Origin of the sequence: Streptomyces sp. NPDC059002, from assembly GCF_042740435.1 — a bacterium.
GTDB lineage: Bacteria > Actinomycetota > Actinomycetes > Streptomycetales > Streptomycetaceae > Streptomyces.
Window position 1 is genome coordinate 1 of sequence record NZ_JBHYJI010000047.1, and the last position, 19,792, is coordinate 19,792.

Genomic DNA, 19,792 nt, shown 5'->3' on the forward strand with positions numbered 1-19,792 from the left:
TGCCGACGCCCTCGCCGGACTGGACCACGTCGTACGAGAACAGCAGGTGCTGGCCGGAGATCCAGGCGCCGAAGGAGACGCTCATGTAGAGGCCGATCTTGGTCGCGGCGACCGGGACGCCGACCGCGCGGGCCGCGTCCTCGCCGCCGCCCACCGCGAAGATCCAGTTGCCGACGCGGGTGCGCAGGAGGATCCAGGTGGCGACGGCGATCAGGGCGAGCCACCACACGATGGTGATCTTGAAGTCGACGCCTCCGATGGTGATCGTCGAGGCGAAGACGTCCTTGGCGGAGGAGAAGCCCTCCATGTCGGCGATCGACTTGGTGGAGACCGTGCCGCTGATCAGCTTGGTGAAGCCGAGGTTCATGCCGGTCAGCATCAGGAACGTGCCGAGCGTGATGATGAAGCTCGGCGGGTCCGTACGGGTCAGCATGACGCCGTTGAAGACGCCGACCGCGAGGGTGGCGAGCAGGGAGACCCCCACGCCGACCCAGACGTTCGCGGTCATCTGGTAGCTGAACATCGACGAGATCAGCGCGGAGGTCGTCACCATGACGCCCGCCGACAGGTCGAACTCGCCGCCGATCATCAGGAGCGCCACCGGCACCGCCATGATGCCGATCGTCGATGCCGCGTACAGGACCGTGGCAAGGCTGTTGGCCTGCAGGAAGCTGTCCGCGACGATCGAGAAGAAGACGAAGACGGCGACGGCGCCGACCACCGAGCCGAGCTCGGGCCTGCCCATCAGCTTCTTCAGCGGCGAGGTCTTCAGGAGGCGCTCGTCGGTCTTGGTGCCCGGCGACGGCGCCGGGGCGGGTGCGGTCGCTGTCATCGAGTCCCTCGCTTCGCGTATTCCTCCAGCTCGGCGGCCTGGTCCTTGGTGATGATCTGAGGGCCGGTGAGGACGGGCTTGCCGCCGCCGAGGACGTCGGCGTTGTACTTGTACAGCCACAGCAGGTCGACGGCCTCGTACCCCTGGAGGTAGGGCTGCTGGTCGACCGCGAAGCCGAGCGCGCCGGACTTCAGGCCCGCCGCGACCTTCTCATTCAGGTCGAACGTGTCGATCTCGGCCTTGCTGCCCGCGCCCTCCTTGGCCTTCACCGCGGCGTCCGCGAAGGGCGCGCCGAGCGTGACGACCGCGTCGATGGACTTGTCGGTCTGCAGCCGGGCCTCGATGGAGGACTGCACGTCAGGCATGTTGGTGCCGGTCACGTACAGGTTCTGCATCGTGCCGTCGAAGGTCTTCTTGGCGCCCTCGCAGCGCTGCTCGTGGCCGACGTTGCCCTGCTCGTGCAGGATGCAGAGCGCCTTCTTCTTGCCGCGCTTGTTGAGCTCGTCGCCGACTGCCTCGCCCGCGATCGTCTCGTCCTGGCCGATGTGGGTGAGCGCGCCGAACTCCTTGGACTCCGCGGAGCCGGAGTTCACGGTGATCACCGGGATGCCGGCCTTCTTCGCGCGGGCCAGGGCGCCCTTCATCGCGTCCGGCTTGGCCAGCGTGACGATGATCCCGTCGACCTTCTTGTCGATGTAGGAGTCCACGAGCTGGGCCTGCTGCTGCGCCTCGTCGTCATGGGCGTACAGGAAATTGATGTTGTCCTTGACCGCGGCCTGCTTGGCACCGTTCTGGACGATGTCCCAGAAGGTGTCGCCGTCGCCCGAGTGGGTCACCATCCCGAACGTCCAGCGCGGCGTGTTCACCGCCGCCTTCCCCTGGGCCGATGCCTCCTTGCGGGCATCCTCCGCGCGCTTGCCGCCGGTGCTGCTGCATCCCACCAGGGAGGCTCCGAGCACCGCCACCAGCACGGCGCCCACCGCACGTACCCCTGTCTTCACCCTTGCCACGACGCCGTGCCCTTCTTGTTCTGCTCCTCGGTGCGGCCGGTCCGGATCCCCGGCCCCGGCCGCCCAAGTATCGACCACGCGGATCACGCATGTGTTCATCGGGTGCCGCGGGCGGTGTACTTCTCCAGCTTCGGCACGTCCTTCTCAGTGACGATCGCAGGCCCCGTCAGGACCGGCTTGCCCCCACCCAGGACATTCGCATTCGTCTTGTACAACCACAGCTCATCGATGGAGAGGTACCCCTGGAGGTAAGGCTGCTGATCCACCGCGAAACCGACCTCCTTGGCCTTCAGCCGCTTCACCACCTCGGCATTCAGGTCGAACGTGTCCACCTCCGCCCCGCTCCCCGCATCCTCCTTCGCCTTCACCGACACCGCCGCGATCGGCGCACCCAGCGTCACCACCGCATCGATGCCCCTGGACGCCTGCAGCTTGGCACTGACCGAGGACTGCGCACCCGGCGCGTTCGTCCCCTCCACATTCAAGTTCTCCACCGACCCCTCAAAGGTCTTCTTCACCCCCGCACACCGCTGCTCCAGCGACACATTGCCCTGCTCATGGATCACACACAGGACCTTCTTCCTGCCCCGCGCGTTCAACTCCTCCCCCACCGCCTCACCGGCCACCGACTCGTCCTGACCGATATGACCCAACGCCCCGAACCTCGCCGAGAACTCCGCCCCGGAATTGATCGTCACCACCGGAATCCCGGCCGCCGCCGCCTTCCCCAGGACCGCCTTCATCGCCTCCGGCTTGGCCAGCGTCACCACGATCCCGTCGACCTTCTTGTCCACGAACGACTGGACCAACTCCGCCTGCCCCTTGGCCTCCTTGTCATTCGCGTACAAGAACTCCACGTTGTCCTTGCGCGCCGCCTGCTTCGCCCCGCTCTGCACGATGTCCCAGAACGTGTCACCCTCACCCGAGTGCGTCACCATCGCGATCTTCAAACGCGGCGTACTCACACCCTTACCACCCCCACCACCATCCCCCGACGAGTCCTCGTCGTCCTTGCCGCCCGAGCTGCTGCACCCGGCCACGAGCGCGATCGCCGCCACGAGGACCGCGGCGGTGCGGGCTGTCCGCGTGGGGGTGCGCTTGGAGGCACGTATGGAAGTACGCATGGAAGTACGTATGGAGGTACGCATGGGGGACCACCTCTTCTCCCGGCCGCCCGAATGCGGCTGGGGGGAGTTCTAGCGGTGGGCGTACGGCAGCGTCAATGACTTTGTCAGAACATTCTGACGACCGTGAGCGAGTTGGGACCTGCCGCCGTACGACGGCCAGTTGAGCCCTACGGCCGTACGAGGAGCTGGAACTCGAAGGAGTAGCGCGAGGCGCGGTAGACGTGCGAGCCGAACTCGACGGCCCGGCCCGTGTCGTCGAAGGTCGTGCGCCGCATGGTGAGCAGCGGGGCGCCCGCACCCGGCTCGGCGAGCCGCTCCGCCTCCTGCGCGGTGGCGGCGCGGGCCCCGACGGACTGCCGCGCGCTGTGCAGGGTGAGCCCGGCCGCACGCATCAGACGGTAGAGCCCGGTGGCCTCCAGGCGTTCGGTGTCGAGGTCGAGGAGCCCGCCGGGGATGTGGTTCGTCAGATACGCCATGGGCTCGCCGTGCGCGAGGCGCAGCCGCTCGATGAGGTGCACCTCGTCCCCCTCGGCGACCCCGAGCGCCGCCGCGACCTCGGCCGACGCGGGCTCGACGGTGTTGCGCAGCACGCGGGTCTCGGGCCGCTGCCCCGCCGCCTCCAGGTCGTCGAAGAGGCTGCTGAGCTCCAGGGGGCGCTTGACCTGGCTGTGCACGACCTGCGTACCGACGCCCCTGCGCCGGACGAGCAGCCCCTTGTCGACGAGCGACTGGATGGCCTGGCGAACGGTGGGCCGGGACAGGCCGAGCCGCGCGGCGAGCTCGATCTCGTTGCCGAGAAGGCTGCCGGGGGTCAGGGCGCCGCGCTCGATCGCCGCTTCCAGCTGCTGGGACAGCTGGAAGTAGAGAGGGACCGGACTGCTGCGGTCGACGCCGAGCCGGAGCGCGACAGCGGGATCCTGAGCCGGCTTGTCCTGGGCTGCTTTGGCGACTGGTTTGGACACGGGGCGAGCGTAGCCCCGGGAGATGATGACGGGAAGTTCTGAAGTTCTGTTGTCCGGACAAGCGCCGAGCCGTGCGTGGTCCGGGCTTACGTCCCTGAGCAGTGGCGGAGCGCCGGAGAGCCCCCCTCGGAGTGCTCTCCGAGGGGGCGCTTTCGTAAGCCGGGGGACAAAGGGGGGACAGCGCGTCAGGCGGCGCCCAAGACCTCGCCCGAGGCCACAGGAGGAAAGACAAGGCGAAGATGGCGGCTGCCTTCGCCGTCCTGATCAGACTCGCCGACTGCGAACGTCGCCCCCTCGCTTACTGCGGAGGTAGCGGGCACCTCTTCCACTCCTTGGCAGCAGCCTGCTCGGACTGCGGCATCAGTGAGGTGCAGGTGTCGGCGGTGAGCTGGTAGCCGCTGTGGCCGAGCAAGGCCTGGGGCGCAAGGCCCCAGCATCATCCTCATCGGGCAGTCCTGCGCCGATCACGGACTTTCGGTCTATCGCGCGGAGGACCATAGCGGTGGTCTGCCGACCGGTCAGGCCCCCCGGCAGGTCCCCGGCGAACGTGGCGCCGGAATCCCGGGACAGCAGAATCCTCTCCGGTGTGAGATGTGCGTCACGCGAGGAAAGGGCGTATGGGCGAGGGTGCCCGGTGGACAGCTCCGATCGCAAAGCCGCCTCAAGTCGGTTGCACATCAAGGCTATTGGCCGGGGGAAGTGTGCCGAGGTGACCCCTGCGGCCCGCGGAATTATGTAGTGAGCCTTTCTTTGACATGTATGGAATGTTTCGCTCCTGCTTCTGGGCAACTGGGCCCTGTTTTACGGCATTGATCAAGGTGGGGGCAGCGTCTACGGTCGTACCGTCTCGACCTGCGGGACACTTTGCTTGGAAAGTGGGAGCGAATGTCCGTTCTCTCGGATCCCATCGTCAATACGAATTCTGTGCCCGAGGTCGACGCCCTTGAGAAGGATAAGGAGCTTTTGATCCCGACGTATGTTCCGACGATTGAGGAGACCGTCACTGCCAGCGGTGCTCACCGTCAGGGCTGCACGGGCTTCGTCATTTGTTGAGTCTCTGAAAATCGATAGCAAGGGATTCATCGGGTGCGTGTGAGACGCGAAGATCTTCGCGTCCCCGATGCTCAGGCCGACCTCTATCGTGCGGCAGTGGTGGATCTGGAATCCGTCTACGGAGCCGACCCCAATCCGTCGCAGGCCTACCATGAGATGGCGGCTCAGGCGCTTCAGGCGGTCAGGGAGCGGGACGGGGAGGCCGAAGGTATCTCGGTCAAGGTGCTTCCCTCGACTTCGTTCCTGGATACGGTACTGGTGGATCTCCCCGCTCACTCGCAGGCTTCAGGAGATCTATCCGTCCGACCGTGCCGTTGCAGCGGTTCTTTCTTCATGGCGGCCGGACATGGCCCCCCAGATCAGTCATACGACGATCCGGGACATCGACTCCCTGATTTCCAGCAGCCACAGCGGGACATCTCTGTTCATCGGGGGGAGCGAACCGTGGGCGAACGCCCAGCAGGATTGGATGAAGCTGAGGTAATTCCGTTCGATTTCTGGGGCGTGGCGGTCGATGTCCATCTCCGGCACCCCGAGGACCGTGACCATGTCCGCTACTACTTTCAGGACTACCTGCGGCCTCTGGGCGGCGCGCGTGCCGACATTTCGCTCGCCCTCCTGCCCGCCGAGGGGCGATTCATCAGTGGGGCCACCGATGTCCGCAAGGACATCCATGTCCAGACGGCCGGTAACTCCTGGCAGCTCTACGAGAGTTACGCGGGGCAGCCGGACCGAGCGACACCGCTGCCGCCGTTTCTACTGCCCCCCTTGAACTCCCTGGTCCGCCCCGTGCCCGCGAGCGCGGTGGCCTCGCCGCGGGAGCCCTCCCGGGCCGTTCTGCTGCACGGCCCCTCGAAGGCCGGCAAGTCGTCCGTCCTGCTCGAATTGACCCGGCTGGGCTGGCACTTCGTCTGTGATGACACCGCCCTGCTGCACAACGAGCGCACGATCTTCTCCTACACCCGGCCCATCGGCGTCGGGGAGTCGACGCTGGAGACCCATCCGTGGCTGCATGCCCACCTCGCGCAGGCCCTCAGCTTCTCCACGCCGACCGGGACCACCTGGGCCGTCCACGCGAACCTCCTGCCGGCCAAGCGTTCCCCGGCCGCGACCGACTGGGCGTGGACGGTCACTCTGCGCCCGTCCCGCACCTACTGCGTCACCCACCTCGCGGAGAACCACTGGGAGATCGCACTGGATTCAGGACGGGACATCCGACGAGCCGCTGCGGACATCGTCACGGAACTCACCGGAGACCCTTCATGACCCAGAACCTGTACTTCGACTTCTACGGGGTGACCAGCCGGCTGCGGGTGGTCACGGCCGACGTCGATGAGGCCCTGTTCTACTTTCAGGATCAGCAGCTCTCGCAGCCTCCCGCGGGTGAACCCGATGTGGTGGTGACCCTGAGCTGCACCGAATGGCCCGAGCGTGGCTTCTTCACCAGCCTGCTCCGCAAGGACAACCTGGCCAAGCGCATCGAGATCGACCGACGCACCGACGGCTCCTGGGCCCGGGTGGTCGATCACGCCTTCACGGGGTGGTCCGAGATACCCTCCCCGCTCCCGCCCTTCCGCTACTCCGACCTGTGGATGACCACCGCGGTCGGCCCGGGAACCTGCCTGGTGATGCCCGACGGTCAGGGACTGCTCATCACCGGGGCCAACTACGTCGGCAAGACCTCAACCTCCCTGGTGCTGTGTCAACGCGGAGCACGTCTGGTGAGCGACAGCCTCGCCGTGCTCGACCTGACCACCGGCCTGTTCCGCCGGCACGACAGCCCCCTCGGCTTTCGCAGGGGAAGCCGCCGACACCACCTGGACAAGATCACAAACGGTGTGCACCGCGAAACCGTGTCCCCGGACACCGGCCTCGTGCTCCTGGTGCCTCCCGCGGAATTCCTGGGCGTCCCCAACCTCTCCGAGGCCAAGGTCGACCGGATCGTGCACCTCGAACGCCACGCTTCGCGCACGGAGCCCTTCACCACGGACTCAGACCTGTCTTCTTGGTTCTCCGGTGCCGACCAGCACGAGATCGCTCGGCACCTTCCCGAGGCGACCACTGTCGTGCCCGTGCCGGAGGAAGCTTCGCCCCGTCAGATCGCAGACCTTCTCGAAAGCGCCCTATGAGTGACCTACTGATGGCCGAGGCCGTCTCCAAGACCTACGCCGACGCCTCCACCCCGGCCCTTTCCGGCGTCTCGTTCCGCATCGGGGAAGGAGAAGTCGTCGCACTGCTCGGACACAACGGGGCAGGGAAGTCGACCCTGTTCGAGATCGTGTGCGGTCTTCAGCGGGCCGACTCGGGCACAGTAAAGCGTTCGGTGGGCCCGGCCGAGTTCGGCTGGTGCCCACAGCGAGAGATCATCGACTGGTCATTGACCGTGCGTCAGAATGTCGAGATGGGACTGGCGTTCCGCCGCGGGACCCTGCGCGGCGTACGTGCCCCGGCGGAGGAGGTCTGCGAGGTCGTCGGCCTCGAACGGTTCCTCGACCGGCAGGCCGAGACGCTCTCCGGCGGGGAACTGCGCCGCTGCCAGATCGCCCGCGCCATCGCAGGCCGACCTCGGCTGATGGTCCTCGACGAGCCGACCACCGGCCTGGACCCCGACGCCGTCGCGCAGGTCTTCGACTTCCTCCGTGACAGCGCGAGGCAGGGGTCCACCGTCCTGGTCAGCACCCACGACACGTCACGCTTCGCCGGACACTGCACCCGCGTTCTGGCCCTCAGTGCCGGCCGCCTCCTCGCCGACCAGCCAGTGAGGGCCTTCCTGGCCCCGGTCGGCGAGTCCAACGACCTGTGGGACGGCTACCGGCACCTCACCCGGCAGCCCTCCACCACGTCCGAACTCCCATCGCCCGAGGTCGCACACCCATGAGCACCCTGCAGACGCCCCCGCAGGCGCGCCGTCTCGCCCGCCCCCTGATCGCGGTCCGCTTCCACTGGCTCTCCCTGTGGAACTGGCGACAGGTCTACTACGGCCGGATCATCGAGCCGATCGCCTACCTGCTCTTTCTTGCCGCCGGGATCGGCGGAGCGGTCGCCTCCGGGCACAACCAGAGCCTGGGCACGTATCTCGCGTTCGTCGTCCCGGGCATGTTCGCGATGCTCGCGTTCCGCTCCGGGACCGCTGCCATCTCGGATGTCGCCAACGACCGCAAATGGGGGGTGTTCGCCCTCTACACCCTGCACGGAGGCGGCCCCGCCGGATACCTGTCGAGCATCGTCACGATCCTCGGCGCGGTCTTCCTCGCCCAACTCGCGCTGGTCCTCGTCCTCGCTGCCGTACTGGGCGGCCTCGCCGACGTGTCGGCGTCGCGCCTGACGACCACGGTGCTGACCGCGCTCCTTGTCGACGCCGGCTGGATCGCCGCGGGAGCGGCCGTCGCCGCCCGTGTGCAGTCGTACGCCGCACGGGACTTCCTCCTGACCATCACCGCCCTGCCCGTCGTGCTGGCGGCACCGCTGTTCTACCCCTTGGACTCAGCGCCGGGCTACCTACGTGCTCTGGCCCACGCCGATCCGCTCACCTACCAAGTCGCCTGGCTGCGCGGCACCTGGTCGGGCAATCCTTCCGGCCTGCTCTGGGCGGCCCTGTGGGCGGCGATCGCGGCGACCGCAGCCGTGCCGATGCTGACCCGAGCCGATCGCGTCACCCGGGAAAGGTGAGCGACCGACCATGAAGCTCTCCGTCCTCGACACCGCTCCCGTCTTTGCCGGAACCACCGGCGCTGCGGCACTGCGCACCAGCGTGGAACTGGCGCAACACGCAGAAGCACTGGGCTACACCCGCTACTGGATCGCGGAGCACCACGACAACCCCGCGGCGGCGGCGACTGCTCCGGAGGTCGTCACAGCGGCCATCGCCTCCGCCACGACCACCATTCGCGTGGGATCCGGCGGCGTCATGCTCCCCAACCACTCAACACTCCGCGTCGCTGAAGCCTTCACCACCCTGACCGCCCTGTTCGGCTCCCGCATCGACCTGGGCGTGGGCCGTGCCCTGGCCGGCAGTCCGACGCTGAGCACCACCCTTCGAGGGACCCTCCCCTCCGCCTCGCCGACCGCGTTCGCCACCCAGATCGAAGAGCTGCAGCGATACCTCTCCCACAGCGCCGCGAACACATTGCCCCACCACACATCCGTACCCGTGTAGATCCTCGGGGGCAGCATCCCCGTCGCCCTGACAGCGGCCCGCCTCGGCCTCCCCTTTGCCTTCGCCGGTCCAGCGCAGGCGTGTACCTGGCGAAGACCCAGAAACGCGCCGCCCAACTCGCCCGCACCTACGCGGAGCACCTCCTGGTCGAGAGCCGGGGGAACCGCACACCCATCGTTCCGAAGCCCACGGCGCAGACACCCAACCACCAGCACAGCATGGCCGAGACCCGGGCCAAGGAATGGATCTGCGGAGACCGGACCACGGCCGAAGCAGCCCTCCACCAATACGCCAACGACCTCGCCCTCGACGAACTCATCACCCTGACCGTCATGGAAGACTTCGCCGACCGGGCCCTGTCGTACGAGATCCTCATGCAAGCAGCCACATCAACGATCAACTAACCGCCGCTCAGAGATGCACACCCCGAAGCTCATGGACACCGCGAGCGAGGGCGGTGCCGGAGTGTTCAAGCTCGGCTACTTCGACCGCTCCGCCTACCTGGCGCAGTCGCCACAGATTTACAAGCAAATGGCGATCGCTGCGGGCATCGACAAGGTCTTCGAGGAGCAGATGCTCACGCACGCCATCCGCAAGGTCGCCGACGCCCATGGTGAGGCGATCCGGGAGACGTTCGGCGTGGAGGTCTCGGTGCCGGCGACACCGTTCCCCCGGATCACGATGGCCGAGGCGCAGCAGATCCTCCGCGCCAAGGGCTGGGACCGCGAGGGAGCGAAGGAGGACCTGGACCCGGAGGGCGAACGTGGCATTGCCGCGTACATCAAGGAGCAGACCGGGCACGAGTGGGTGTTCATCACCCACTACCTGACGCGCATCCGGCCCTTTTACCACATGCGTCCCGCAGGCGACCCGGGCTTGACGCTCAGCTTCGACCTCCGCTGCAGGACTACCTGAACGCCTTTCGGTACGGCTGCCCGCCGCATGAGGGCCTCGGCATGGGCCTCGGCCGGGTGTTGATGGTCATGCTCGGGCTCGACTCCATCCGCGAGACCACCTTCCTGTTCCGCGGGCCGCACCGGCTCACCCCGTAGGGGCTTGTCGCTGGACGTGGTCGGCACCGTCATGCGCGCTCGGGCCGGCCCGCTGCCGACACTCCCGAGAGGCAGCAGAGAGTCCAAGCGGGCACCGTTGTCCAGGAGCCGAACACGTCCCGGTTGAGCGCGATGATGACGCGCTGGCGGGCGCGGCGCTGCTGTTGCGCCTTGCTGTATCGGCGCTTGCGCTTAGGGGTGCCGCCTCGCCGTTCAGAATCTGCTCGCGGTGTAGAAGCGCAGGGCCAACTCCCGTTCGGAGAACCGCCCCTGATGGCAGAGCGCGCCGTGGGAGAAGGTGACGGTCGTTGTGGTACGTCGATGCGGCACCGGCTGTGGAGAGGAAGAGGAGGGGTGCGCACCTTTGCCACGTGTACCCCCAGCCGGATGAGGGCCAGCAACACACCGCGAGCGCCCCCTCTCACGCATGTACGGCAGGTTAGTTGACCTCGCCTCGGACTCGTCGCGCACTATCAATGTCGTCCTGGAGGGCGCTCAGGCGGGGCGGAGTTCTGGAATCATCGAGAACTACGACATGAAGCGCGTCTCCGACTTGGGCGGGTTCCACATCGAGTGACCACCATGATGGATGCTTCGTCTGGTCGATGAACCCCTTTTCGCCATCGATGTCCACCATGACACCGACCATGCTGACACCCGTCACTACGACGTCAAACTCCTGTTCATTCCTGATCACTGCGTCACCGGTTCCTGGGGGTTGGTATCCACGTCCTCTTGAGGGTCCTTGAGGAAGTCGGTATGCATGTCGGGAAGAAAGCGCTGCGAGCACGCCAGGCAATACGGCTCCCCAGATGTCGAGTTCACCGCAAGAGCCTGGGCCAACTGCACGGCCTGCGGCGAGGGCCGACTCTCCCTGGGAAGTGCGTCGCCCCGCGGGCCGGGCCGCGGGGCGACGAAGGTTGTCAGGGCTTACGCGCCACTGCCCCGTACATCGCGATCGCCCGGTCGTCGACGCCGTCCTGCTCGGGTCCCGGGCGCCACTTGTGGACCTGGGCGACGCCCGGCTCCACGAGGTTCATGCCGTCGAAGAAGGAGGTCGCGGTCGGCAGGTCCCGGAGGGCCATGGGCATGCCCTGCTGGGCGTACTCGTCGGCGACCCGGCCGACCTCGCCGGGTGCGAAGTCGGCGGTGCCGATGGTCATGGCCAGGAAGCTGCCCGACGGCAGCGGTTCGAGCAGGCGCTGTACCAGGTGACGGTCGTCCGGCGGCAGGATGAAGTGGAGTATGCCGATGACCATCAGGCCGACCGGCTCCTTCAGGTCGATCAGGGCGCGGAACTCGGGGCTGTCCAGGATGGCGTCCGGGTCGTGCATGTCGGCGTCGATGTACGCGGTCGCCCCCTCGGGCGAACTCTGCAGAAGGGCGCGGGCGTGGGCCAGGACGATGGGGTCGTTGTCGACGTAGACCACGTGCGACTCCGGCGCCACCTGCTGCACCACCTCGTGCAGGTTGGGGGCCGTGGGCAGGCCGGTGCCGATGTCGAGGAACTGCCGGATGCCCTGCTCCTTGGCCAGGTAGTGCCCGGCACGGTGCATGAACCGGCGGTTCTCCACCATGTGGATCGGCAGGGCCGGCCAGTGCTCTGACATCCTGTCGCCCGCCTCGGCATCGACGGGGTAGTGGTCCTTACCGCCCAGGATGTAGTCGTACACCCGTGCCGAGTGGGCAGTTGAGGTGTCGATCCGGTCGCCTGCGCCGTGCATGGGCCACTCCACTCTTCGCTGCTGCCAATGGAGTTCAGACGTTACGCGGTACCGCCACTCGAACAAATTGATGCCCTCACGGCACCATCAGCACGGAGGTCGCCAACCGCCGCACCCCGAGTACGGAAGCCGGTTGGCCCGAAGCCCCGGAACGCCTCGTGGAGGAACCATCCCTGAAGTTCGGTTGTCCGGACAGTTCAGTTGTCCGGACAAACCATTGACAGGACCGGCGGGGCGTGGCGAGGGTGGGGGCATGCGCATCGGACTGATCGGAACGGGCCGTATCGGCACATTTCATTCGGCGGCTCTTGGTCGTCACCCCGAGGTGACGTCTCTGGTCGTCGCCGACGCGGATGGAGCGCGGGCGGGCGATCTCGCGGAGCGGATCGGGGCGACGGCCGCGCCCTCCGTCGAGGAACTCTTCCGGGGCGGGGTGGACGCTCTGGTGATCACCGCGGCGACCTCCGCGCACGCCGAGCTGATCGGGAGGGCCGCGCGTGCCGGGCTCCCGGTGTTCTGCGAGAAGCCGATCGCGCTCGACCTGCCGGGCACGCTGGCCGCGCTCGCCGAGGTCGAGGCCGCGGGCACGGTGCTGCAGCTCGGCTTCCAGCGGCGGTTCGACGCGGGGTACACGGCGGCGCGCGACGCGGTGCGGGCGGGGCGGCTCGGTCGGCTGCACACCGTGCGGGCGACGACCTCGGACCCCGCGCCGCCCCCGGCCGCGTATCTCCCGCTCTCCGGCGGCCTCTACCGCGACTGCCTGGTCCACGACTTCGACATCCTGCGCTGGGTGACGGGACGCGAGGTCACGGAGGTGTACGCGACCGGCTCGGACGCGGGCCCCGCGATGTTCCGCGAGGCGGGGGACGTCGACACGGCGGCCGTGCTGCTCACCCTGGACGACGGCACGCTCGGCACGGCGACGGCGACCCGGTGCAACGGCGCGGGATACGACGTACGCATGGAACTGGCCGGAGAGCGCGACCAGTTGGCGGTCGGTCTGGACGACCGCACCCCGATCACCTCGGCGGAGCCCGCGGGCCCCGCGGCCCCGGACAAGCCCTGGCCCGGCTTCCTGGAGCGGTTCGCCCCCGCGTACGAGGCGGAGCTCGCCGCGTTCGTCGATGTCGTACGCGGCGAACGCGCGAACCCCTGCGACGGGCGCGAGGCGCTGCACGCGCTGCGGATCGCGGAGGCGTGCGAGCTGTCGCGGCGCGAGCGGAGGCCGGTGCGGCTCGCGGAGATCCCCGGCGCCGAGGCGTAGGACCACCGGCTCACGCCGTCGAGAGCACCGTCCCCTGCGCGATCGCGCACAGGACCTCCGCGTCCTCCGCGTGCTCCGCCGGACCCGCGCCATCCTCGCCGCGCACGGCGAACAGCTCGCAGCGGACCACCGCCTGACGGCGGCCCGAGTGGGCGACGGTGGCGCGGGCGACGAGCCTGGCGCCGGTCGCGGGGCGTACGTACTGGATGGAGAAGCCCGCGGTCAGCACCGCGGGCCCGAGCGTCGTGCCCGCGGCGAACGTGATGCTGTTGTCCGCCGCGTACGCGAGGACTCCGCCGTGCACGAAGCCGTTCTGCTGGTGCAGTTCCTCGCGGATGTCGATCTCCAGCGTGGCCGCGCCGTCGCCGAACCGCGTGATGCGCGCCCGGACGAGACGGCTGAACGGCTGGGCGTCCAGGACCTTCTGGGCCATCGCGAGGTCGATCGGCAGGGACTCGGCCTGCGGCTCCGGCGTGGCGTCGGGCGTGGCCTGCGGTGCGGGCCCGGACAGGGGTGACTCGGTCATGGGTCGACTTCTACCACCGGACGGGAAGCCGCCGCACCCCCCTGATCAGCATCCCCGGCAGCCACTCCCCCGAAGGCCCGTCCGCGGCGAGGTCCGGGCAGCGCGCGAGCAGTGAACCGAGCGCCGCCTTGGCCTCGACGCGGGCCAGCGGTGCGCCCAGGCAGAAGTGCAGGCCGTGCCCGAAGGCGACATGGCCCTGCGGGGCGCGGTGGATGTCGAAGCGGTCGGGGTCGGGGAAGCGCTCCGGGTCCCGGTCGGCGGCCGCGATGCCGATGAGGACGGCGGATCCCGCGGGCACGACGGTGCCGCCGATCTCGACGGGCTCCGCGGCGAAGCGGTACGTCGAGTTCTCCACCGGGCCCTCCCAGCGCAGGGTCTCCTCGATCGCGCCGTCCAGGAGGGTCATGTCCGCACGCAGGTCGGCCAGTTGATCCGGGTGGGCGAGGAGGGCCCTGACGGCGTTGGCGATCAGATTGACGGTGGTCTCGTGGCCCGCGATCAGCAGCACGTACGCCATGGCCCGCAGCTCCGCGGGGGTGAGCCGGTCGCTGTCGTCGTCGCCGGTGGCACGGATCAGGGCGGCGAGGAGGTCGTCATCGCCGACGCGGTTCTTCTTGGCCTCGATCAAGTCGTCGAGATAGGCGGCGAGTTCGACGAAGACGGCCCGCTCCGCCTCCTGGCTCGGCGCCGCGACGACGCTGTTCGACATGCGGCGGAACTCCTCCCGGTCGATGTCGGGGACGCCGAGGAGCTCGCAGATGACGGTGATGGGCAGCGGGAAGGCGAGCGCGTCGACGAGGTCGGCGCGGCGGTCCCCCGGCGCTCCCGGCGCTCCCGGCGCTCCCGGCGCTCCCGGCGCTCCCGGCGCCAGCATCGCGTCCAAGAGGTCGTCGGTGATGCGCTGGATGCGGGGGCGCAGGGCCTGCACGCGGCGGGCGGTGAACTCCTTGGTGACCAGGCGCCGCAGGCGGGTGTGCCGGGGCGGGTCGGCGAGCAGCAGATGGGTGCCGATCAGCTCTTCTTCCAGGAGGGTGACGCCCAGGGGCGCGGAGGACTTGACGAGGCGGGGGTCGGCGAGGGCCGCCCTGCCCTCTTCGTACCCGACGACGAGGTGGATGTCGGTGGTGTCGTCCGGGGGTGGCAGCCGGACGCGGTGGACGGGGCCGAGGGAGCGCAGCTCCGCGTAGACGGGATGGGGGTTCGCGGTGAACTCCGCGCCGAACGCGGCCAGATCCACGCTCTCCGCCATGCGACTCCTTCCGGACTGCCCGTACGGCTCACGGCTCGCGGCCCACGGCTCGCGGGCCACGGCTCGCGGCCCACCGCCGGCGGTCCGGACCTCCGCACCGCCGACCGGTCTCACTGGACCCAACGCCCCGCCCACCCACCGGAGTTCCCCGCCCCCGGCACGGGCCCCGCCCTCAGCCCGCCTCGTCGAGCAGCCCCGCGTCATGCGCGAGGAGCGCGATCTGCACCCGGTTGTTGAGGTCCAGCTTGGTCAGGATGCGGGACACGTGCGCCTTGACGGTGGCGACGCTCAGGAAGAGTTCCGCCGCGATGTCCGCGTTCGAGCCGCCCCTGCCGATCGCGACGGCGACCTCCCGTTCGCGCTCCGCCAGCGCGTCGAGCCGCTCCAACGCACGCCGCCTGCGGTCGAGTTGCGGGTCGACGCCGGTCACCTGGGTGATCAGCTGCTGGGTCACGGTCGGCGAGAGCACCGGCTCGCCCGCGGCCACCGCGCGCACCGCCGCGACGATCTCGGCGGGCGCCGTGTCCTTGAGGACGAAGCCCGCGGCGCCCGCCCGCAGCGCCCGCAGGACCTGCTCGTCGGCGTGGAACGTGGTGAGGACGATGACTTCGGGGGCGTCGGGCCGCTTGCGCAGGGACTCCGTGGCGGCGAGGCCGTCCATCGTCGGCATCCGGATGTCCATCAGGACGACATCGGGGCGGAGTTCGCCGACGAGCGGTGCGACCTCCGTGCCGTCGCCCGCCTCACCCACGATCTCGATGTCGTCCGCGCCGCCGAGCATGAAGGAGAGCCCGGCGCGGACCAGGGGGTCGTCGTCGACGAGAAGGAGCCTGATGGTGTTCATGGGGCCCACGGTAGCCATGCCTCCAGGTGAAATCCGCCGTCGGGCAGCGCACCGTGCCCGAGCCTGCCGCCCGCGAGCGAGGCCCGTTCGGCGAGGCCGATCAGGCCCTGTCCCGAGCCGGGCACCTTCGGTACGTCGCCGTCCGGTGCCGGGTTGCGTACGGAGAGTGTGAGGCCCTCGCCGGGGGTGCCGGACACGGTGACCGTCACCTCGGTTCCCGGGGCGTGCTTGCGGGCATTGGTCAGTGCCTCCTGTGCGATGCGGTAGGCGGTGCGGCCGATGGCGGCGGGCACGGCCGACGGGTCGGCGACGCGGTTGTCGAGGGCGACCTTCATGCCCGCGGCGCGGGACTCGGCGACCAGGGTGTCCAGGGCCGCGAGCGTGGGCTGCGGGCGGCCCGAGGCGTCCGCGTCGCCGCCGCGCAGCACGCCGATCACCTGGCGCAGGTCCTGCAGCGCCTCGTGGGAGCTCTCCCGGATGACGCCCGCGGCGCGGACGATCTCCTCGCGGGGTGCGTCGGGGCGGAACTCCAGGGCTCCGGCGTGCACGCTGAGCAGCGTCAGACGGTGCGCGAGGACGTCGTGCATCTCGCGGGCGATGGCCTCGCGGGCCAGGCGCTGGGCCTGTTCGGCGCGCAGGGCGGCCTCGTTCTCGGCGCGCAGGGCGCGGTCGCGCAGGCTGAGCAGGAGCTGGCGCCGGGAGCGTACGAACATGCCCCAGCCGATGACCGACACGGTCACCAGGACACCGAAGGCGATGGAGATCCCGTAGGCGATGTCGGCGTCGGGGCGCAGCCAGTAGGTGAGGGGGACCGCGGCGACCGAGGCGCCGCCGACCCATCCGACGTACCGGAAGGGCCGGTGCACCGCGAGGGTGAACAGGGCCACCGCCGCCGCGCCGCCCGCCGTGTCGGAGGCGATCCCGACCGGCACCATCGCGATGGCGAGGCCGACCGTCCAGCGTCGGCGCAGCCAGACCGCGGCGCAGGCCAGCGCGCCGAGCACCTGGTCGAATTCGGCGACGCCCTCCGAGACGTGCGGATTGCCGCTGACCGCATCGGCGCCGATCATCCCGATCAGGACGGCGGCGAGGAAGCAGGCGAAGTCGACGAGCCAGTCGCGCACGGTCCGCCGGGAGCCGCGGCGCAGGGCGCGGTCCGGGTCGAATTCCGCGGCGATGGCGGAGGGCAGCGCCCATGGCCTTCTGGCCAGGGGCTGGGAGGCGGCCGGGGCGCCGGCCCGTGCTCCCGTGTGGGGTTCGGCCGCCGGTGCGGGCCGCCGGGTGGGCTCAGTGCCGCTCATGGTCGACAAATCTACGCACCAGAGGCGGCCCCGGTCGCCCCGCGCGCGTGATCGACTACCAAAGTCGCGCAGGTCCGAGACTTTCGGACGCGCCTGTGCAGGGGATCCTCGCCCCGCGGCGGATGTGCGTGGGGAAGCAACGGGGCGAGGATCCCGGTATGAGACAGGTACTTGAGGTGTTCGGCGTGATCCTGCTGGTCCAGGGTGCGGCTGGGCTGATCCACGAGCTGACCGGGAGCCTCGACGGCTGGGGTCTCGTCCAGCGTCTCGGCTTCCTCGACGGCCATGAGATCTATGCGAGCGTCACGCTGCTCGTGCTCGCGGTCGCGCTGTTCGCCGCCGCGGAGAGCCGCGGGAAGCGCTGACCTGACCGCGCGCCACGCCCCGTACGGAACCGGCGTGCGCCACGCCCCGTACGGGGCCGGGGAAACCGGGGCCCGGGGCCGAGAGGCTCAGCAGCCGTGGTCCACCAGGTCGAAGGACGCGTAGTGGTCGGCGGTGTAGTAGTCCTCCTGGCTCTTCTCGCCGGTCACGATGCGGCGGGCACCGCGGTCGTCCGAGCCGGGCGTGATGACCGTGTACTCGTGGTAGTAGCCGGAGCTCTGCCGGGGCAGCTCGCCCTCGCGGTTCTGGAAGACGGTGCCGTCCTGCGGGAACGGGTAGGGGCCGCCCTTTTCGATGAGGTCCAGGGTGTCGTGCGCCTGGGAGGGCAGGGCGGAGTAGCAGATCTCGCCGACCGCGGTGACGGAGTACGAGACGGGGGCGACGGGCGCCGCGCTCGCGGTGGCGGCGACGGGGCCGCCGATCAGCAGGGCGGCGGCGAGGGCGGTGACACTGACGATTCGTGGGGGGATTCGCATGGGTCCAGTGTGACGCGCGTAGAGGTTGGCGTGTCAACGTCAAGTCCGTTGAATTTTCCGGGAGTTAACCGTACGTCGCCGACTCTTCGTCACATCTTCCCGACAGCCTCCTCGCAAGGGGACGACGCCCTCGCGACCACCGGGGACGGACACCCGCTCACCGGACGGCCCTGCGCCCCCAGCTCGTCCCCGCGAGCACGAGCACCCCGCCCAACAGGCCGACCGCGCCCAGGTGTTCGCCCCCGACGGCGATGCCCGCCGCGGCCGCCCACAGCGGCTCCGTGCCGAGCAGCAGACTGACCCGGGAGGGAGAGCTCCGCCGTACCGCCCACATCTGTACGAAGAAGGCGAAGAGCGTGCAGAAGACGGAGAGGAAGAGCAGCCCCGCCCACTCCCCCGCGCCGAAGTCCGCCGCGACGGACCACGGCGCCGTGCCCGTGCCCGCGGCCGCGAGCACCGCGAACACCAGGACGGCGCCGCCCAGTTGGACGGTGGTGAGAGAGAGCGAGTCGGCGTCCCGCACCGCCTTGATGCGCGCCATGGCCAGGACGTGCGCGGTGCGGGCGAGGGCGGCGAGCAGGATGAGCAGATCGCCGGATGCGGGCCGGGTGAAGCCGCCGCTCTGGGTCAGCAGGACCACACCGAGCACGGAGAGCCCGGCCGCGGCGAGGAACGCGCGCGGCGGCCGGGCCCGCTGCACCACGGCCTCGGCGAGCGGCGTAAAGATCATGGTGAGGCTGATGATGAGGCCCGCGTTGGTCGCCGAGGTGTGGACGACGCCGTAGGTCTCCAGGAGGAAGATCCCGGCGAGGATCAGGCCCAGGGCCCCGGCCCCGCGCCACTGCGCGGCCGTGAGCGCCCGCAGCGACCGCCACCCGGCCGCCACCAGCGCGGGCAGCACCACCCCGAACCGCAGCACGAGCACGGCGACGACCGTGTGGCTCGTGGTGATGCCCTTGGCGGCCAGATAGCTGGCGCCCCAGACGACAGCCACGAGAAGGACGGGCAGATCGGTGAGCCAGGCGCGGCGCGGGGCGAGCGCGGCCGGGGTGGTGAGCGTCGACATCGGGCGCGGTCTCCAACGGGTGCGGCGGTGTGGAGACTTCGGCGGCTCGCACGTCGAGCGCACACCGTATCCGGCCAAGATCGCGCGGTGAAGGGTCCGCGCGCCGCGTCTCACGGGTCGGTCACGGCGGCGGCAGGTTCAGTAAGTGCCGTACTCCGGGCGCCCTCCTCGACCGTACGTGCTGATGACGACGCCCGTGGACGTCGCACGCGACCGGGCGAGGCGGAACGCGGTGGGCAGGGCGCCCTCCTCGAAGAGCCGCTTGCCGGTCCCGAGGACGACGGGGAACGTCACCAGGTGCAGGGTGTCGATCAGGTCGTGCGCCAGCAGGGACCGCGCGAGGTTGCCGCTGCCGTGCATCTGGAGTTCGCGCCCGGGCCGCTCCTTGAGGGAGATGACGTCCTTGACCAGGTCGTGGCGGCCGATGATGTGCGAGTCGTGCCAGTCGACGCCGGTCAGGGTGGTGCTCGCGACGTACTTGGGCAGGGAGTTGAGACGCGAGGCGACCGGGTCGGCGGGGTCGGTGTGCTGGGGCCAGTACCCGGCGAAGATCTCGTAGGTGCCGCGCCCCAGCAGGAACGCGTCGGCCTGGTCGAAGACCTCCGTGATGAAGGCCCCGAAGTCGTCGTCTCCGTAGGGGACCGACCACCCGCCGTGCTCGAAGCCGCCGCTGCGGTCCTCGTCGGGGCCTCCGGGTGCCTGGAACACACCGTCGAGGGTCAGGAACTGGGTGAAGGTGAGCTTCATGGTGAGCGCCTCTCAGCGA

At 69.4% G+C, this 19,792-nt stretch carries 21 protein-coding genes and 1 pseudogene; 10 read left to right on the forward strand and 12 right to left on the reverse strand.

Annotated elements, in window-relative coordinates; genetic code table 11:
* The 4 genes from ACFWZ2_RS31755 to ACFWZ2_RS31770 all read right to left on the reverse strand — a co-directional run.
* A partial coding sequence (locus ACFWZ2_RS31755; protein WP_384551518.1) for an ABC transporter permease occupies nucleotides 1–832 on the reverse strand: 832 nt, incomplete at its 3' end.
* On the reverse strand, nucleotides 829–1,833 hold the full coding sequence (locus ACFWZ2_RS31760; protein ID WP_384551617.1) for a sugar ABC transporter substrate-binding protein: 1,005 nt from the start codon (nucleotides 1,831–1,833) through the stop codon (nucleotides 829–831). The genes ACFWZ2_RS31755 and ACFWZ2_RS31760, both read right to left, overlap by 4 nt.
* Nucleotides 1,834–1,937: 104 nt before the next feature.
* Complete coding sequence (locus tag ACFWZ2_RS31765; RefSeq protein ID WP_384551520.1) at nucleotides 1,938–2,966, reverse strand: sugar ABC transporter substrate-binding protein; 1,029 nt, start codon at nucleotides 2,964–2,966, stop codon at nucleotides 1,938–1,940.
* A 170-nt stretch (nucleotides 2,967–3,136) separates the two neighbouring features.
* Nucleotides 3,137–3,931: a GntR family transcriptional regulator gene (locus tag ACFWZ2_RS31770; protein WP_384551522.1), complete on the reverse strand. Its 795-nt coding sequence runs from the start codon at nucleotides 3,929–3,931 to the stop codon at nucleotides 3,137–3,139.
* Nucleotides 3,932–5,080: 1,149 nt separating this feature from the next.
* On the opposite strand from ACFWZ2_RS31770, the gene ACFWZ2_RS31775 reads away from it, so the two are divergent.
* The 8 genes and pseudogenes from ACFWZ2_RS31775 (at nucleotide 5,081) to ACFWZ2_RS31810 (ending at nucleotide 10,769) form a co-directional block, all read left to right on the forward strand.
* Entirely contained in the window at nucleotides 5,081–6,250 is a 1,170-nt protein-coding gene (locus tag ACFWZ2_RS31775) for a hypothetical protein (RefSeq protein WP_384551524.1), read from the forward strand.
* A complete protein-coding gene (locus ACFWZ2_RS31780) occupies nucleotides 6,247–7,113 on the forward strand; it encodes a hypothetical protein (RefSeq protein ID WP_384551526.1) in 867 nt (288 codons plus the stop codon). Before ACFWZ2_RS31775 ends, ACFWZ2_RS31780 begins: the two co-directional genes overlap by 4 nt.
* Entirely contained in the window at nucleotides 7,110–7,862 is a 753-nt protein-coding gene (locus ACFWZ2_RS31785) for an ABC transporter ATP-binding protein (RefSeq protein WP_384551528.1), read from the forward strand. The genes ACFWZ2_RS31780 and ACFWZ2_RS31785 overlap by 4 nt, the downstream gene beginning before the upstream one ends.
* Nucleotides 7,859–8,653 carry an ABC transporter permease gene (locus tag ACFWZ2_RS31790; RefSeq protein WP_384551530.1) on the forward strand — a complete coding sequence of 265 codons (795 nt, stop codon included), beginning with the start codon at nucleotides 7,859–7,861 and terminating at the stop codon, nucleotides 8,651–8,653. The genes ACFWZ2_RS31785 and ACFWZ2_RS31790 overlap by 4 nt, the downstream gene beginning before the upstream one ends.
* Nucleotides 8,654–8,663: 10 nt before the next feature.
* Nucleotides 8,664–9,140, forward strand: a complete 477-nt coding sequence (locus tag ACFWZ2_RS31795) for an MsnO8 family LLM class oxidoreductase (RefSeq protein WP_384551532.1) — start codon at nucleotides 8,664–8,666, stop codon at nucleotides 9,138–9,140.
* Nucleotides 9,141–9,220: 80 nt separating this feature from the next.
* Entirely contained in the window at nucleotides 9,221–9,544 is a 324-nt protein-coding gene (locus ACFWZ2_RS31800) for a hypothetical protein (RefSeq protein ID WP_384551534.1), read from the forward strand.
* Nucleotides 9,545–9,551: 7 nt separating this feature from the next.
* A pseudogene (locus tag ACFWZ2_RS31805) lies at nucleotides 9,552–10,192 on the forward strand (amino acid--tRNA ligase-related protein); the annotation flags it as partial.
* Nucleotides 10,193–10,619: 427 nt separating this feature from the next.
* On the forward strand, nucleotides 10,620–10,769 hold the full coding sequence (locus ACFWZ2_RS31810; RefSeq protein WP_384551536.1) for a hypothetical protein: 150 nt from the start codon (nucleotides 10,620–10,622) through the stop codon (nucleotides 10,767–10,769).
* Between the two features lie 346 nt (nucleotides 10,770–11,115).
* Here ACFWZ2_RS31810 and ACFWZ2_RS31815 read toward each other — a convergent pair whose 3' ends face one another.
* A complete protein-coding gene (locus tag ACFWZ2_RS31815; protein WP_384551537.1) occupies nucleotides 11,116–11,916 on the reverse strand; it encodes an SAM-dependent methyltransferase in 801 nt (266 codons plus the stop codon).
* A gap of 253 nt (nucleotides 11,917–12,169) precedes the next feature.
* Here ACFWZ2_RS31815 and ACFWZ2_RS31820 point away from each other — a divergent pair, with 253 nt between their 5' ends.
* Nucleotides 12,170–13,180 carry a Gfo/Idh/MocA family oxidoreductase gene (locus tag ACFWZ2_RS31820; RefSeq protein WP_384551539.1) on the forward strand — a complete coding sequence of 337 codons (1,011 nt, stop codon included), beginning with the start codon at nucleotides 12,170–12,172 and terminating at the stop codon, nucleotides 13,178–13,180.
* Nucleotides 13,181–13,190: 10 nt separating this feature from the next.
* On the opposite strand, the gene ACFWZ2_RS31825 is transcribed toward ACFWZ2_RS31820, so the two are convergent.
* The 4 genes from ACFWZ2_RS31825 to ACFWZ2_RS31840 all read right to left on the reverse strand — a co-directional run bounded on the left by ACFWZ2_RS31825 (nucleotide 13,191) and on the right by ACFWZ2_RS31840 (nucleotide 17,100).
* Complete coding sequence (locus tag ACFWZ2_RS31825) at nucleotides 13,191–13,613, reverse strand: PaaI family thioesterase (RefSeq protein ID WP_384551618.1); 423 nt, start codon at nucleotides 13,611–13,613, stop codon at nucleotides 13,191–13,193.
* Nucleotides 13,614–13,716: 103 nt separating this feature from the next.
* Entirely contained in the window at nucleotides 13,717–14,955 is a 1,239-nt protein-coding gene (locus ACFWZ2_RS31830; RefSeq protein ID WP_384551541.1) for a cytochrome P450, read from the reverse strand.
* A gap of 172 nt (nucleotides 14,956–15,127) precedes the next feature.
* The gene (locus ACFWZ2_RS31835; RefSeq protein ID WP_384551543.1) at nucleotides 15,128–15,799 is read right to left on the reverse strand and encodes a response regulator; all 672 of its coding nucleotides are present in this window, start codon (nucleotides 15,797–15,799) and stop codon (nucleotides 15,128–15,130) included.
* Nucleotides 15,796–17,100: a sensor histidine kinase gene (locus tag ACFWZ2_RS31840; RefSeq protein WP_384551544.1), complete on the reverse strand. Its 1,305-nt coding sequence runs from the start codon at nucleotides 17,098–17,100 to the stop codon at nucleotides 15,796–15,798. The genes ACFWZ2_RS31835 and ACFWZ2_RS31840 overlap by 4 nt, the downstream gene beginning before the upstream one ends.
* Nucleotides 17,101–17,258: 158 nt before the next feature.
* Here ACFWZ2_RS31840 and ACFWZ2_RS31845 point away from each other — a divergent pair, with 158 nt between their 5' ends.
* Entirely contained in the window at nucleotides 17,259–17,465 is a 207-nt protein-coding gene (locus ACFWZ2_RS31845; protein WP_384551546.1) for a hypothetical protein, read from the forward strand.
* A gap of 87 nt (nucleotides 17,466–17,552) precedes the next feature.
* Here ACFWZ2_RS31845 and ACFWZ2_RS31850 read toward each other — a convergent pair whose 3' ends face one another.
* The 3 genes from ACFWZ2_RS31850 to ACFWZ2_RS31860 all read right to left on the reverse strand — a co-directional run bounded on the left by ACFWZ2_RS31850 (nucleotide 17,553) and on the right by ACFWZ2_RS31860 (nucleotide 19,773).
* Nucleotides 17,553–17,960 (reverse strand): ribonuclease domain-containing protein, encoded by a 408-nt coding sequence (locus ACFWZ2_RS31850; protein WP_384551548.1) that lies wholly within the window; start codon nucleotides 17,958–17,960, stop codon nucleotides 17,553–17,555.
* Nucleotides 17,961–18,117: 157 nt separating this feature from the next.
* Entirely contained in the window at nucleotides 18,118–19,026 is a 909-nt protein-coding gene (locus ACFWZ2_RS31855) for a DMT family transporter (protein WP_384551549.1), read from the reverse strand.
* A 138-nt stretch (nucleotides 19,027–19,164) separates the two neighbouring features.
* A complete protein-coding gene (locus ACFWZ2_RS31860; protein ID WP_384551551.1) occupies nucleotides 19,165–19,773 on the reverse strand; it encodes a dihydrofolate reductase family protein in 609 nt (202 codons plus the stop codon).
* Nucleotides 19,774–19,792 lie beyond the last annotated feature (19 nt).

Coding starts and splice junctions, on each gene's coding strand:
- ACFWZ2_RS31810 (WP_384551536.1), top strand. CDS start 10,620: ATGTACGGCAGGTTAGTTGACCTCGCCTCGGACTCGTCGCGCACTATC.
- ACFWZ2_RS31840 (WP_384551544.1), bottom strand. CDS start 17,100: ATGAGCGGCACTGAGCCCACCCGGCGGCCCGCACCGGCGGCCGAACCC.
- ACFWZ2_RS31860 (WP_384551551.1), bottom strand. CDS start 19,773: ATGAAGCTCACCTTCACCCAGTTCCTGACCCTCGACGGTGTGTTCCAG.
- ACFWZ2_RS31815 (WP_384551537.1), bottom strand. CDS start 11,916: ATGCACGGCGCAGGCGACCGGATCGACACCTCAACTGCCCACTCGGCA.
- ACFWZ2_RS31790 (WP_384551530.1), top strand. CDS start 7,859: ATGAGCACCCTGCAGACGCCCCCGCAGGCGCGCCGTCTCGCCCGCCCC.
- ACFWZ2_RS31780 (WP_384551526.1), top strand. CDS start 6,247: ATGACCCAGAACCTGTACTTCGACTTCTACGGGGTGACCAGCCGGCTG.
- ACFWZ2_RS31835 (WP_384551543.1), bottom strand. CDS start 15,799: ATGAACACCATCAGGCTCCTTCTCGTCGACGACGACCCCCTGGTCCGC.
- ACFWZ2_RS31795 (WP_384551532.1), top strand. CDS start 8,664: ATGAAGCTCTCCGTCCTCGACACCGCTCCCGTCTTTGCCGGAACCACC.
- ACFWZ2_RS31825 (WP_384551618.1), bottom strand. CDS start 13,613: ATGGCCCAGAAGGTCCTGGACGCCCAGCCGTTCAGCCGTCTCGTCCGG.
- ACFWZ2_RS31830 (WP_384551541.1), bottom strand. CDS start 14,955: ATGGCGGAGAGCGTGGATCTGGCCGCGTTCGGCGCGGAGTTCACCGCG.
- ACFWZ2_RS31820 (WP_384551539.1), top strand. CDS start 12,170: ATGCGCATCGGACTGATCGGAACGGGCCGTATCGGCACATTTCATTCG.
- ACFWZ2_RS31845 (WP_384551546.1), top strand. CDS start 17,259: ATGAGACAGGTACTTGAGGTGTTCGGCGTGATCCTGCTGGTCCAGGGT.
- ACFWZ2_RS31850 (WP_384551548.1), bottom strand. CDS start 17,960: ATGCGAATCCCCCCACGAATCGTCAGTGTCACCGCCCTCGCCGCCGCC.
- ACFWZ2_RS31765 (WP_384551520.1), bottom strand. CDS start 2,966: ATGCGTACTTCCATACGTGCCTCCAAGCGCACCCCCACGCGGACAGCC.
- ACFWZ2_RS31785 (WP_384551528.1), top strand. CDS start 7,110: ATGAGTGACCTACTGATGGCCGAGGCCGTCTCCAAGACCTACGCCGAC.
- ACFWZ2_RS31855 (WP_384551549.1), bottom strand. CDS start 19,026: ATGTCGACGCTCACCACCCCGGCCGCGCTCGCCCCGCGCCGCGCCTGG.